Origin of the sequence: Microbacterium sp. ISL-59, from assembly GCF_018613945.1 — a bacterium.
In the GTDB taxonomy this organism is placed as follows: domain Bacteria; phylum Actinomycetota; class Actinomycetes; order Actinomycetales; family Microbacteriaceae; genus Microbacterium; species Microbacterium oxydans_B.
The window spans coordinates 117026-129813 of sequence record NZ_JAGGPG010000004.1; the positions used below are offsets into that span (position 1 = coordinate 117026).

Sequence of the window (12788 nt, forward strand, 5' to 3'; positions counted from 1 at the left end):
CCGGGTGGTACGTCGGCCGGCGATGGAGCCACCGGCGAGATTCGATTCTCGATGTGGGGCAATGAATCCGACTTCGCGATCTGGGAGCAGGTCATCGATGACTTCGAGGCCACGCACCCCGACATCACGGTCAAGTTCGAACCGATGGAGTACGGCGCATTCTGGACCAAGGTCAACACGCAGTTGGCGTCGAACTCGGCACCCGATGTGATCGGCATGCAGTTCCAGTCGGCGGAACTGGGTCGGGCTGGGCAGCTCGAACCGCTCGATAACCTTTCCGCCGACTTCGACTTGATCCCCGAGAATCTCCTCGACGTCGGCCAAACCGAGATCGACGGCGAGACGACGACCTTCGCCCTCCCTTGGCACTTCGTCGGCGGGACCCTCTACGCCAACACGACCGCCATGGAAGAGGCCGGAATCGAGGTTCCCCGAGAGGACTGGACGATCGACGAGTTCGTCGACGCGGCGAAGGCGATGACCAAGGACGGGCAGTACGGCTTCACGGTGCCCCTGGGCGGTTCAGCCGTGGCGCTCGCCTCGGCGTTCGGCGCGCAGCCCGTATCGGACGACGGCACCACCGCTATGTTCGACACCGAAGAGATGATCGAGTACAAGACGTGGCTTCGTGATCTCATCTACGTCGACAAGGTCGCTCCCCGGCCGGCCGATTTGTCGACGACGAAGGATCCCTTCGCGGTCGGCACGGTTGCGATGAAGCTGGACGGCACGTGGCTGATCCCCGGCTTCCGCGACATTCAGGACTTCGATTGGGACATCGTCGCGAACCCGGTCGGAAAGTCGGAGCCTAAGAACTACGCCGGTCCCGACAGCATCTCGGTGACGGCTGCCAGCAAGAAGAAGGAAGCTGCTCTCGAATTCGTGCAGTACGTGGTGTTCGATCCTGCTGCGCAGGAGGTGATCTCCGCGACCGGGGCGTCCGTGCTCGCGGATCTCATCTCCGACCCTGCCTCGATCGAGCGCGAATCCCAGGCGGGCCCGTCCAACTACAAGTACTTCGTGGAGCGGGCGACAGAGAACGGTACCGGATGGGCGTTCGTGCCGAAGTTCAACGAGATCGTCGCGGCGGAGATGACCGGCGACTATCAGATCTTCGAGAGTGCCGACTCTGACGTCGAGGCGATCCTCAAGGGCGTCGACAAGGACGTCCAGGCCTACTTGGATAGCGGCAAGTGATGTCGACGATCGAGAGCCCGAAGCTCGTCGAAGAGACCGAAGTGGTCTCTGAAACGCGAAGATCGCCTCGTGTCACCGCGGGCGCGAAGCGATGGATTCCCCTTCTCATCGCGCCGATCTGCCTCGGGCTCTTGGTCGTCTACTTCTCAGCGGTACAGGGGCTGGCCCTGGGGTTCACGGACTGGGATCTCATCAGTCCCGCTGAGTGGATCGGACTCCAGAACTTTGAGACCGCCCTCAACGATCCGCTGTTCTGGAAGTCCCTGGGCAACACCCTGCTCCTCGTGGTGCTCACCGTCCCGGCCAAGATCGTGATCGGCCTCGGGCTCGGGCTCGCGCTCGCTCGCATCCCGCGGTTCGGAACGTTCTTCCGGCTCGCTCTCTTCTTTCCCACGACCTGCTCCGTCGTCGCCGTCGCGTTCATCTGGATGTACCTCTATGACGCAGACGGGATCCTCAATCAGTTCGCACGAATGGTCGGCTTGCCAGCGGTGAACTGGATGGCCCCCGAGCGGGCGCTGTCCTCGATCGGGCTGATGATCGTCTGGGCCGGTGTCGGCTACGTCGCGCTGCTCTACGTCGCCGGGCTGAAGGCGATTCCGAATGAGTACTACGACGCAGCGCGGGTCGACGGTGCGAACGCGTGGCAGAGGTTCCGCTATCTCACGCTTCCGATGCTCACGCCGACCACGTTCTTCGTGCTCATCACCGGAGTCATCGCCGGGTTCCAGACATTCGGCGAAGTGTACGTCCTGAGCGGACCGCTCAACTCCACGCTGACCATCCTCCGCTACATCTACGATCGTGCGTTCACAGGCCTGCAGATGGGGTATGCCGCGGCGCTCTCGATCTTCTTGATCGCCCTCCTGCTGATCGTGACCACGATTCAACTTCGGGTCCAGAAACGATGGGTCAACTATGAGGTTTAAGACTGCTGCCGAGCGGATCGTCGCCGAGGAGATGGCAGAGCTCGAATCCCGCGGGGAGCCGCTGCGGGCCACGGCGAACCGTCGGACGCTCGTGCTCTCGTACAGCGTTCTGATCGTCGCGGCTCTGCTCATTCTGGGACCGCTTTTCCTCACGCTCATCACCACCTTCCGACCGAGTTCGGACTATGCGACGTCCCCGTCGATCTGGCCGCAGGAGTGGACTCTCGACAACTACGTCGCCGTCTTCGCCGACGTCCCGATGGCGCGGATGATCCTGAACGGCCTCTTCATCGCGACGATGGCGACGGTGGGGTCCCTCACCGCGAGCCTGCTGGGCGCGTTCGCCATCGCGAAGCTGCGGTTTCCAGGACGCGGGACTCTGTTCGCCGTCACGGTTTTCACGCTGCTTATTCCCGCGGCGATCACACTTATCCCGCTGTACACAATCATCCGTTCGCTCGGCCTGATCGATACACCCTGGGCACTGATCCTTCCGGCCTGGACAGGCAGTGCGTTCGCGGTCTTCTTCCTCCGCCAGTTCATCCTCGGGGTGCCGCACGAGATGTATGAGGCTGCCGTGTTGGACGGATGCTCGACGTGGCGGATCATCTTCCGCGTCTATCTCCCCTTGGTCAGAGGCCCGATCGCGATTCTGGCCATCCTGAGCTTCCTCGGCTCGTGGAACGACTTGCTCGGCCCGCTCATGTATCTCAATTCGCCCGAACAGATGACCCCTTCGGTCGGGTTGACGTACTTCCAGGGTCAATACGTGACGAACCTGCCCGCAACCCTGGCGGGAGCGGTCGTCATCGTCATCCCCACGACGATCGTCTTCCTGATCTTCAACCGGCAGATCAAAGACGGCCTCTTGATCAGTGGAATCAAGTGACGATGCAGTGGGCGGAGACGGGCACGAGTCAGGTGGCGGTCGGTGGTCCCACCGCGACGGTCATCAGCGGTCCGCCGTTCGATCCGGAGCTGATGACCTACCTGCCTTCCGAGTCGCCGAACCGCCCTTTCCTCGGCGACGAAGAGGACGTTCGAATCATGAGGCAGCGAGACCTGTCGGCAGTGCCTCCCATCGACGAAGTCGAGCGCGACCGGGGCGTGACCATCGAGCACGTCGAGCTCGGCGGCGTGCGGTCGTTGCGAATCTCGCCCGCCCGGGCGCGTGTGCGAGGAGCGATACTGTCTGTCCACGGCGGTGGTCTGGTTTCGGGAAGTCGAACGACCGGGTTGGACTGGAATTCTCGGATGGCGGGACACCTCGGGGTCACGGTGTTCGTCCCGGAGTATCGCCTCGTTCCGGAGCATCCGTACCCCGGGCCGCTCGACGACGTCCATGCCGCATGGTCTGAGCTCGTCGATTCGTGGCCTGGAACCGGCACGGGGTCGTCGATCGCGCTTGTCGGCGGAAGCTCAGGAGGCGGTCTCGCCGCGGGACTCGTCATCAGACTCCTGACGCGCGGAGGCCGACTCCCTGATGCGATGCTGCTGTTCCAGCCTCAACTCGATGACCGCAATTCCTCGCCATCCTCGTATGACTACCTCAATGCTCCATTCTGGGACCGAAGCTCGAACGCGCTCAGCTGGTCGTGGTACCTCAAGGGCTCAAACGGCCCGCCCGCTGAAGCCGCGCCGTCCAGAGCCACCGACTTCGCCGGCTGGCCGCGCTCGTTCGTCGAGATCGCGCAATGCGATCTTTTCCGGGACGAGGGCCAGGAGTTCGCGAGCAGGCTGAGCCAGTCCGGCGTACCGGTCGAAGTGCACGTCTGGCCCGGTGCCTTCCACGGCTTCGACAGTGCCACCTCGACCGCCCTCGCGCGGCGCGCCTTGAGCGCGCGACTCGGTTTTCTCGACGGGGTCTTCGACGAATCTCAGGCAACGTCGTTCGATGACACTGCCACGACCAACCATCCGCCACTCGACGGGAGACCCCAACTTGACTGACATGGCTCACATGATCGGCGACTTCATCGCCGCCGACGAGGAGTTCGACGGCGCGCCCCTCCTCCGAACGGAGTTTGCGCTCGACGGAGGACACGGTCCCGTCATCGGCGCGACCCTGCGGGTCACAGCCCTGGGCGTGGTCGAGCCGTACATCAACGGCATCCTCGCCACGGATGATGTGCTGCTGCCCGGCTGGACGAGCTACGAATGGCGGCTCCGAGTGGCCGAATACGACGTCACCGAGCAGGTCGCGACGCCCGCGCGAGACCGGGTCGTCCTCGCGGCGGCGCTTGGCAATGGTTGGTACCGCGAGAAGCTGGGCTTCGATAGAAAGCCTCCATATGGTGAAGAGCTCGCTGCGTTGATCGAGCTGCGGGTGGAGTTCGAGGACGGCCACGTCCAACTCGTCGCGACAGACCCGTCCTGGAAGTCAGGCCCTAGCGAGACGACTTTCAACAGTCTTTATGACGGGCAGCGCATCGATGCTCGCCGGGCAGCGGCCGGGTGGAGCAACAGCGGCTTTGACGATTCGACGTGGGCAGGCACGCATGTCGTCGAGTTCGACAAGCGGAAGCTCGAGTCCTATGTCGGACCGGGGGTCCGCCGCCAGGAGTGCATCTCGCCCGTCGATGTCTGGACGAGTCCGACGGGCAAGGTAATCGTCGATTTCGGCCAGAACCTCGTCGGCTGGGTTCGAGTGACGGTGCAAGGGCGGCCGGGAGACCAGATCACGCTTCGCCACGCTGAGGTGCTCGAACATGGCGAGTTGGGCACGCGCCCGCTTCGGTCCGCGCAAGCGACGGACGTGTTCACGCTGAGCGGTCGAGTCGATCAGTTCGAACCGACCCTCACGTTTCATGGTTTCCGCTATGTCGAGGTCGACGGATGGCCAGGCGGAGCAGACCAGATCACGGCGGAGGCTCTCACTGCCGTCGTCGTCCACTCGGAGCTCAGCCGTCTGGGGAGCTTCGAATGCTCGAACCCCCTCCTCAATCAACTGCACCGGAACGTCATCTGGGGCATGCGAGGCAACTTCCTCGACCTCCCCACGGACTGCCCGCAACGCGACGAGCGGCTCGGTTGGACGGGCGACCTCGCGGTCTTCGCCCCCACGGCGGCTTTCCTCTACGACGTAGGAGGCTTTCTTCGCGACTGGCTGAGAGATCTCGCGGTCGAACAGGAGCATCAGGACGGATTCGTGCCGTGGGTGGTTCCCGACGTCCTCAAGTACATGGCGCAGCCGGAGGGCTCGGCGCAACGAAACTCCACCGCGGTGTGGAGCGACGCGGCAGCCTGGGTCCCGTGGTCGCTCTGGCAGGCCTACGGAGACAGAGAAGCGCTGCGCGAGGCGCTTCCTGCGATGGTCGCGCACGGCCGCCGGGTGCGTGGTCTCCTGTCAGAGAGGGGCGTGTGGGAAGACGGATACCAGTTCGGCGACTGGCTGGATCCCGACGCGCCCCCCGAACGGGCGGAGCAGGCGAAGGCCGACCCTGGCGTTGTTGCAACCGCCTCGACTTTCCGCACGGCACGGATCATCTCCGAGGTGGCGAGCGAACTCGATGACGCCGCCGTCGCGGAAGAGTTCGCACGGTATGCCGAAGAGCTGCGCGACGCGTTCCATGGGGCCTACGTCGGCAACGAGCACATTCACAGCGATTGCACGACGGTCTATGCGCTGGCGATCGCGTTCGAACTGCTCACCGACCAGGAGAACGCGTGGGCCGGGCGAAGGCTCGCGGAGCTCGTCGTGGAAGGCGGTTGCCGTATTTCGACAGGTTTCGCCGGTACGCCATTCATCATGGACGCCCTGACTTCAACGGGACACCTTGAGGTCGCGTATCGACTTCTCCTGCAGCAGGAGTGCCCTTCGTGGCTGTATCCCGTCACGATGGGGGCCACCACCATCTGGGAGCGATGGGACTCGATGCTTCCTGACGGAACGATCAACCCCGGTGCGATGACCAGCTTCAACCACTATGCGCTCGGCGCCGTGGCGGACTGGATGCACCGCGTGATGGGCGGCATCGCACCGTTGGAACCCGGCTATGCCAGGGTGCTCATTGCCCCTCGCCCCGGTGGCGATCTCGAGTGGGCGGACACCAGTCTGTTGACGCCGCACGGACGTGTGGAGGTGCGATGGGAGCGAGGAGATTTCGGTTTCGATGCACGGATCCGGATTCCTGAGGGCGTCACCGCCACGTTCCGCGACCTCCCCGGGGCCGAGATCGAACTAGGCGCGGGTCTTCACGAGCTCACGCTCACAACCATGGAAGTGGAAGGTCAGCTGGGCGACGCCGCGCTCGCGATCGCTCCCCGCAGAGCCATGGAGCACGGCGGCGCCGGGATGCTCGCATGACGGTGCCGCGGATCACGGTCGTGGAGCGCACCTGGATCCGCTCGCCCTTCCGCTCGCACCTCGCCCCCTGGCTGGGCCTGATCAATCCCTACTGGGAGGTTCTCGAGGTAACCACCGTGCGTACCGACTCCGCCGCGGTCGCCGGCGTCGGCGAGACCCTCGTGTACTACACAGGCGGGGTCACGAGCGACGCAATTGCAGCGTGGGCGGTCGGGAGGACACTGCACGAGGTGCTGGCGCGGGGCGAGGACGTCGGTGTGGGCCTGCGGATGGCCCTGTATGACGCGCTCGGCAGGGCGCTCGAGGTTCCCGTGCATCAGCTGTTCGGCCGACGGCAGGTACGCGAATGGACGCCGGCATCGTGGTGGAGCACGAAGATGCCGCCGGAACTGCTCGCCCGTGAGGCAGCCGAAGCGCAGGCTGCGGGCTACATCACTCACAAGGTGAAGGCGCGGCCCTGGTTCGACGTGTTCGAGCAGCTCGATGCCGTGGCTGCGGCGACCGGCCCCGGGTACGGCATCGAGCTCGATTGGAACTCCATGCTCGTGAACGCCTCGCAGGCGCTGCCCGTGCTGCGCGAGGTCGAGCGACACGAGGCCGTGGAGCTCTTCGAAAGCCCGATCGGCCGTACAGATGTCGACGGTCACCGCCGGCTGCGTGACGCCCTCACACTTCCGCTGTTCGAGCACTTCGACATCGGCTTCGCCACGCGCTGGCTCCGTGATGATGCGATGGACGGCTTCGTCCTGGACCCGTCTGATCCGGTGCGCCTGTTCGCCGAAGTCGATCTGATCGATGCTTTTCGCAAAGATTGCTTTTTGCAGATGTGCGGCACGGGCCTCACATCTGCGTGGGTGTCGCATATGGGGGCGGTGTGCGCGCCGGCCCGGCGTCCCGCGGTCACCGTCTCGCACATCTACGAGCGCGACATCCTGGTCGATCCGCTCACCGTGCGCAAAGGCCATGTGCGAGTGCCCGACGATCCGGGCCTCGGCGTCATGGTTGATGAGGAGCTGCTGGAAGAGTTCAGGGTGCCTTCCGGATACCGCCCCGCGCGCACGCGCACCCTGTTGACGTTCGACGCACCGGGCCACGGTGCCAGGCAGTTCGTGTCGGCGGAGCAGCTGTGGACCGAAGCCACCCTGAACGCCTCTTTCCCCGTGCAGCCGCGCGGTGCCAGGCTCGCGATCGCCGAGGATGACGGCTCAGCGGAGTTCGATCGCATGTACCAGAGCGCGGCCGTGGCGCCGCGCCTGCTGTGAAAGGAGTGCCCACGTGCGCATAGTGATGATCGGCGGAGCAGGACACGTGGGGCGACTCATCGGGCCCGCCGTCGCCGGGCTCGGGGAAGTGGTGGTGGCGGATCGTGCCGGCGTACCCCCCGTCGCCTGGGCATCGACGGTCGATGTCGACGTACAGGACGCGGACTCGCTGCGGGTGGCGCTGCGCGATGCCGATGTGGTCGTCTACCTGGCGATGGGCACGAAAGACGGGTGGGGCGGACTGTCTTGGGCACAGAGCCAATTCGAGGTGAACGTGCTCGGCCTGCACACGGCGCTCGAGGTCGCCGTGGAGTGCGGCGTCGCACATGTCGTGATCGCCGGCTCGATGTCTGTGTTCGCAGACTTCCGGAACGCCGCCGCCGGCGACCTGCCCGATGCCGTGGATGCGTACGGGCTCTCGAAGCGCTTGGGGGAGGAGGTCGCCCGCGCGGTGGCGGTGCGGCACGGGGTCGACGTCACCGTACTGCGGCTGGTGCTCCCCATGGGCGACGAGATCTGGGCAGCGGATGCGAACCACGAGCATGCCGACGTCATGACCTCAGGCACCGACACGGCCGCCGCCTTCGTCGCGGCCGTGCGTCGCCGTCCCTCCGGGTTCAGGACTTTCGCGATCAGCGGCGATCGCACGTCGGAGCAGGTTGATGTGAGCGAGGCGCTGGCAGGGCTCGGCTGGGCGCCGACCGCGGTGCGCCAGACGGCCATGAGTTGAGGAGGTGGCGATGGTGGAGATCGCACGACTGACGACCGAGGAAGCGGCTGCGCGGTTCGCGCGTGCGAAGATCGCGTTGATCCCGATCGGCGCGATCGAGCAGCACGGTCCGCACCTCGAGTTGCGCACCGACATCGCCGTCGCGACGGAGATGGCGCGCCGCGTCGATGCCGCGCTCGCCGCGGACTCACTGCTGTGTCCACCGATGCCGTACGGCGCCTCTGAACATCATCTCGCCTTCAGCGGCACACTCAGTCTGCGTCCGGAAAGCCTGCGGCTCGTACTCAGGGACATCTGCCTTTCCCTCATCCGTCACGGCATCGATCGCGTCCTCATCGTGAACGGACACGGCGGCAACTGCGACATCGCGCGCCTCGTGGCGCGAGAAGTCGGCGACGAGACCGGTCGGCGGATCGCGCATGTCATGTGGGATACGGTTCTGCGTGAGAAGACCGCCACCCGCCTCCGGGCCGGAGAGCAGTACCACCACGCCTGCGAGGTGGAGACGTCGCTTGCTTTCGAGTGCGATGCCGAGCTGGTACGGGTGGATCGGCTGACGGCGTCCGGGCCGCGATCGGCGCTCAACGGTTTCACCGACCCGCCCGGCGCGCGCTTCGACTTTCCCCGCCCGTTCGAAGAGCTCTCGGCGGATGGCGCGCTCGGGGACCCGAGTCGTTCGGACCCTGCCTGGGGTGCCGAGCTGGTGGAGAGCTTCGTCGAACAGACCGTGGCCTTCGCCCGATGGTTCCAGGAGCTGCCTCCGCGCTCGCCGAATGCGGGACCCGCAGGACTTCGAGCTCACCCGAGCAGTTCCACCCCGAACCCCGAGACGACGGTGCGTAGCTCGGCGAGGTAGCGCTGCGCCTGCTCGGTGAGCGGGATCGCGGAGTGGCCGATCCAGCCGATCTCGATGCGCTCGTCGACGTCGAGCGGGATGGCGACGATCTCGGGGTCGAGGTCGTCGCTGATGATGCCCGTCGAGATGGTGTACCCGTCGAGCCCGATCATGAGGTTGAAGATCGTCGCGCGGTCGGAGACCCGGATCTCCTGCGAGCTCGAGAGGGTCGAGAGGATCTCCTCGGCGAAGTAGAAGGAGTTGTTCGCACCCTGATCGAAGGTCAGGCGCGGCACCTCGGCGAGGTCGTCGAGGCTCACACGATCCCGCGAGGCGAGGGGATTCTTGCGGGAGATGAAGATGTGCGGCTCCGCAACGAAGAGCGGGTGGAACGCGAGTCCGGAGTCGCGGAGCAGCTTGTCGATGACGTTGCGGTTGAAGTCGTTGCGGTACAGGATCCCCAACTCGCTGCGGAGGGTGCGGACGTCTTCGATGATGTCCCACGTGCGCGTCTCCCGCAGCGAGAACTCGTACTCGGCCGCCGAGGTCGCCTTCACCATCCGCACCATCGCGTCGACCGCGAATGAGTAGTGCTGCGTCGACACCCCGAGCAGGCGTCGAGACGGCGGCCGGTCGAGGTAGCGCTGTTCGAGGAGCGCGACCTGCTCGACCACCTGCCGGGCGTATCCGAGGAACTCCACGCCATCGGTGGTGAGCGTCACGCCGCGCGCGGAGCGGAGGAGGAGTACACGGCCCACTCGGCTCTCGAGGTCTTTCATCGCCGCCGACATCGTGGGCTGCGCGACGTAGAGCAGGTCGGCGGCGGCGCTGATGGATCCTTCCGCGGCGACCTCGATGTAATAGGTGAGCTGCTGCAGGGTGATGCCGCTCGAACGCTTGGCCATAGCCTCAGACTATGCCACGGCATAGCCACAGGACATTTCTCGATAGGGGTGCTCGCACTGCACCATGGAAACACCCCCTTTCGCGAGGCCGAGCCCGGCCGATCAGCTCACCGATTGGCAACCTCATGGCCCACGACTTCACGTTCCGCATCACGACGACCCGCTTCGACGAGGACTACTCGCCGTCGGACAACTCCCGGATCACCACGAACTTCGCCAACCTGGCGCGCGGTGAGCACCGCCAGCAGAACCTCCGCAACGCCCTGTCGATGATCGACCGTCGGTTCAACGATCTCGCGGACTGGGACAACCCGAACGGCGACCGCTACACCGTCGAACTCGAGATCGTCTCCGTCGCGGTCCAGTTCGCCGCAGCGGGCGAGGACCAGGAGTTTCCGCTGCTCGAGGTCCTCGACATCCAGATCGTCGACCGCCTCACCGGAAAGCGCAGCCACGGGATCGTGGGGAACAACTTCTCGTCCTATGTGCGGGACTTCGACTTCAGCGTGCGGCTTCCGGCCGCGACGGCAGCCGCAGGTGGATTCACCGTTCCCGCCGACTTCGGCGACCTGCACGGCAAGCTCTTCCAGCACTTCCTCGACTCGGAGGCCTACCGGGAGCGCTTCGCGGTGTCGCCGGTGATCTGCATCAGCGTCTCGACGAGCAAGGCCTACCGTCGCACCGAGAACCACCACCCGATCCTCGGCGTCGAATACGAGCAGAAGGACCCGTCGCTGACCGACGCGTACTTCGGGAAGATGGGTCTCTCGGTCCGGTACTTCATGCCGCGCGGCAGCGTCGCGCCGCTGGCGTTCTACTTCTGCGGCGACCTGCTCGGCGACTACACGAACCTGCAGCTCATCGGCACGATCAGCACGATGGAGACGTTCCAGAAGATCTACCGACCGGAGATCTACAACGCGAACTCGGCCGCAGCGAAGATCTATCAGCCGAGCCTGGAGCAGCAGGACTACTCGGTGACGAAGATCGCCTACGACCGCGACGAGCGCAGCCGGCTCGCGGCCGAGCAGGGGAAGTACACGGAGGAGCACCTGATGAAGCCGCACGGTGAGCTGCTCGAGCAGTGGGCCGCCGGCTCCGTCGCCTCCCTGGTCTCCGTCGGATGATGACCGGAGAATCGCCGATCGTGAACACGCTCCTTCCCACCTCGATCGTCGGCAGCCTGCCCAAGCCGTCCTGGCTCGCGCAGCCGGAGACCCTCTGGTCTCCCTGGAAGCTGGAGGGGGAGGCGCTGGTCGAGGGCACGCAGGATGCGCTGCGCATCGCCGTCCAGGAGCAGCGCCTCGCGGGTCTCGACATCATCAGCGACGGCGAGCAGACCCGCCAGCACTTCGTCACGACCTTCATCGAGCACCTCTCCGGCGTCGACTTCGACCAGCGGGAGACCGTCCGCATCCGCGACCGTTACGACGCCAGCGTGCCGACGGTCGTCGGCGCCGTGGGTCGCGAGAAGCCCGTGTTCGTCGAGGACGCGAAGTTCCTCCGCCAGCAGACCGATCAGCCGATCAAGTGGGCGCTGCCCGGCCCGATGACGATGATCGACACTCTCTACGACCGCCACTACAAGAGCCGCGAGAAGCTGGCCTGGGAGTTCGCGACGATCCTCAATCAGGAGGCGAGAGAACTCGAGGCGGCGGGGGTCGACATCATCCAGTTCGACGAGCCGGCGTTCAACGTGTTCTTCGACGACGTGCGGGACTGGGGCGTCGCGGCGCTCGAGCGGGCGGCCGAGGGGCTGCGCGCCGAGACCGTGGTGCACATCTGCTACGGCTACGGGATCAAGGCGAACACCGACTGGAAGGCTACCCTCGGGGCGGAGTGGCGGCAGTACGAGACGTCGTTCCCGCTGCTGCAGCGCTCGAGCATCGACACCATCTCGCTCGAGAGCCACCACTCCCACGTTCCCCTCGACCTCATCGAACTCATCCGGGGCAAGAAGGTCATGCTCGGGGCCATCGACGTCGCCAGCGAGACCATCGAGACGCCGGAAGAAGTCGCGGAAACCCTCCGCAACGCGCTCCGTTTCGTCGATGCGGACAAGCTCGTGCCGAGCACGAACTGCGGCCTGGCGCCGTTGCCCCGCGACGTCGCCCGCGGCAAGCTGCGCGCACTCAGCGCGGGTGCCGCTCTTCTTCGCGAAGAGCTCGCCGCGGTCGACGCCTGACCGCCGCCGACACCGAGATCGCGCGCCGCTAGCACCCACCGGGTGCGTGGGCAAGGGGCGCGGGGATCCGGCGGACGTGCCGTAGAACGGCAGTATGCGATCGATCCTGTATGGCGGCGACGAGTTCCTGACCGGTGACGACATCGCGGACGCCCTGCTGGAGTACGGGCGCGCGCTGGGGGAGGAGGAGCGTGCGGAGATCGTCGAGATACCGGTGCGGGAGCAGGACGGCACTGTCGTGTCGGCGAAGTTCCTGATCGGTCCGGCCAGCCAGATCGTGGCGAAGGCGATCACCGGCAGCGGACCTGAGCTGGAGGATCCCGAACTGGTCCGTCGTCTGCAGGCGCTCACCCGCGGTGTCGAGTCGCCGTCGGGGCCGCCCCTCGACGCACCCGAGGGCCAGGAGTACGAGCTCGGCTAGACCGCGCGTACAGTTCTT

General features: G+C 65.6%; 12 protein-coding genes. 11 read left to right on the forward strand and 1 reads right to left on the reverse strand.

Annotated features, from left to right (window positions below; all coding sequences use genetic code 11):
* Positions 1–51 precede the first annotated feature (51 nt).
* The 8 genes from J7E45_RS14030 (at position 52) to J7E45_RS14065 (ending at position 9280) form a co-directional block, all read left to right on the forward strand.
* Positions 52–1197, forward strand: a complete 1146-nt coding sequence (locus J7E45_RS14030; RefSeq protein WP_215070086.1) for a sugar ABC transporter substrate-binding protein — start codon at positions 52–54, stop codon at positions 1195–1197.
* A complete protein-coding gene (locus J7E45_RS14035) occupies positions 1197–2126 on the forward strand; it encodes a carbohydrate ABC transporter permease (protein WP_215070088.1) in 930 nt (309 codons plus the stop codon). Before J7E45_RS14030 ends, J7E45_RS14035 begins: the two co-directional genes overlap by 1 nt.
* Positions 2116–3015, forward strand: a complete 900-nt coding sequence (locus J7E45_RS14040) for a carbohydrate ABC transporter permease (protein ID WP_215070090.1) — start codon at positions 2116–2118, stop codon at positions 3013–3015. Before J7E45_RS14035 ends, J7E45_RS14040 begins: the two co-directional genes overlap by 11 nt.
* Positions 3016–3107: 92 nt before the next feature.
* On the forward strand, positions 3108–4076 hold the full coding sequence (locus J7E45_RS14045; RefSeq protein WP_215070092.1) for an alpha/beta hydrolase fold domain-containing protein: 969 nt from the start codon (positions 3108–3110) through the stop codon (positions 4074–4076).
* Between the two features lie 10 nt (positions 4077–4086).
* The gene (locus J7E45_RS14050; protein WP_308162161.1) at positions 4087–6432 is read left to right on the forward strand and encodes a family 78 glycoside hydrolase catalytic domain; all 2346 of its coding nucleotides are present in this window, start codon (positions 4087–4089) and stop codon (positions 6430–6432) included.
* On the forward strand, positions 6429–7694 hold the full coding sequence (locus J7E45_RS14055) for a mandelate racemase/muconate lactonizing enzyme family protein (protein ID WP_215070097.1): 1266 nt from the start codon (positions 6429–6431) through the stop codon (positions 7692–7694). The genes J7E45_RS14050 and J7E45_RS14055 overlap by 4 nt, the downstream gene beginning before the upstream one ends.
* Positions 7695–7707: 13 nt before the next feature.
* The gene (locus J7E45_RS14060) at positions 7708–8424 is read left to right on the forward strand and encodes an NAD(P)-dependent oxidoreductase (RefSeq protein WP_215070099.1); all 717 of its coding nucleotides are present in this window, start codon (positions 7708–7710) and stop codon (positions 8422–8424) included.
* A gap of 10 nt (positions 8425–8434) precedes the next feature.
* The gene (locus tag J7E45_RS14065) at positions 8435–9280 is read left to right on the forward strand and encodes a creatininase family protein (protein ID WP_215070101.1); all 846 of its coding nucleotides are present in this window, start codon (positions 8435–8437) and stop codon (positions 9278–9280) included.
* On the opposite strand, the gene J7E45_RS14070 is transcribed toward J7E45_RS14065, so the two are convergent.
* Complete coding sequence (locus tag J7E45_RS14070; RefSeq protein ID WP_215070103.1) at positions 9223–10164, reverse strand: LysR family transcriptional regulator; 942 nt, start codon at positions 10162–10164, stop codon at positions 9223–9225. The genes J7E45_RS14065 and J7E45_RS14070 overlap by 58 nt on opposite strands.
* A 125-nt stretch (positions 10165–10289) precedes the next feature.
* On the opposite strand from J7E45_RS14070, the gene J7E45_RS14075 reads away from it, so the two are divergent.
* The 3 genes from J7E45_RS14075 (at position 10290) to J7E45_RS14085 (ending at position 12770) form a co-directional block, all read left to right on the forward strand.
* On the forward strand, positions 10290–11291 hold the full coding sequence (locus tag J7E45_RS14075) for a DUF1852 domain-containing protein (RefSeq protein ID WP_215070106.1): 1002 nt from the start codon (positions 10290–10292) through the stop codon (positions 11289–11291).
* 20 nt (positions 11292–11311) lie between these two features.
* Positions 11312–12349: a methionine synthase gene (locus J7E45_RS14080; protein WP_215070107.1), complete on the forward strand. Its 1038-nt coding sequence runs from the start codon at positions 11312–11314 to the stop codon at positions 12347–12349.
* Positions 12350–12443: 94 nt separating this feature from the next.
* On the forward strand, positions 12444–12770 hold the full coding sequence (locus J7E45_RS14085; RefSeq protein ID WP_215070108.1) for a hypothetical protein: 327 nt from the start codon (positions 12444–12446) through the stop codon (positions 12768–12770).
* Positions 12771–12788 lie beyond the last annotated feature (18 nt).

What these genes read in the sequence shown, in the direction of transcription:
- J7E45_RS14055 (WP_215070097.1), top strand. Translation starts at nt 6,429, where the DNA reads ATGACGGTGCCGCGGATCACGGTCGTGGAGCGCACCTGGATCCGCTCG.
- J7E45_RS14035 (WP_215070088.1), top strand. Translation starts at nt 1,197, where the DNA reads ATGTCGACGATCGAGAGCCCGAAGCTCGTCGAAGAGACCGAAGTGGTC.
- J7E45_RS14085 (WP_215070108.1), top strand. Translation starts at nt 12,444, where the DNA reads ATGCGATCGATCCTGTATGGCGGCGACGAGTTCCTGACCGGTGACGAC.
- J7E45_RS14070 (WP_215070103.1), bottom strand. Translation starts at nt 10,164, where the DNA reads ATGGCCAAGCGTTCGAGCGGCATCACCCTGCAGCAGCTCACCTATTAC.
- J7E45_RS14050 (WP_308162161.1), top strand. Translation starts at nt 4,087, where the DNA reads ATGATCGGCGACTTCATCGCCGCCGACGAGGAGTTCGACGGCGCGCCC.
- J7E45_RS14045 (WP_215070092.1), top strand. Translation starts at nt 3,108, where the DNA reads ATGACCTACCTGCCTTCCGAGTCGCCGAACCGCCCTTTCCTCGGCGAC.
- J7E45_RS14040 (WP_215070090.1), top strand. Translation starts at nt 2,116, where the DNA reads ATGAGGTTTAAGACTGCTGCCGAGCGGATCGTCGCCGAGGAGATGGCA.
- J7E45_RS14065 (WP_215070101.1), top strand. Translation starts at nt 8,435, where the DNA reads ATGGTGGAGATCGCACGACTGACGACCGAGGAAGCGGCTGCGCGGTTC.
- J7E45_RS14030 (WP_215070086.1), top strand. Translation starts at nt 52, where the DNA reads ATGTGGGGCAATGAATCCGACTTCGCGATCTGGGAGCAGGTCATCGAT.
- J7E45_RS14075 (WP_215070106.1), top strand. Translation starts at nt 10,290, where the DNA reads ATGGCCCACGACTTCACGTTCCGCATCACGACGACCCGCTTCGACGAG.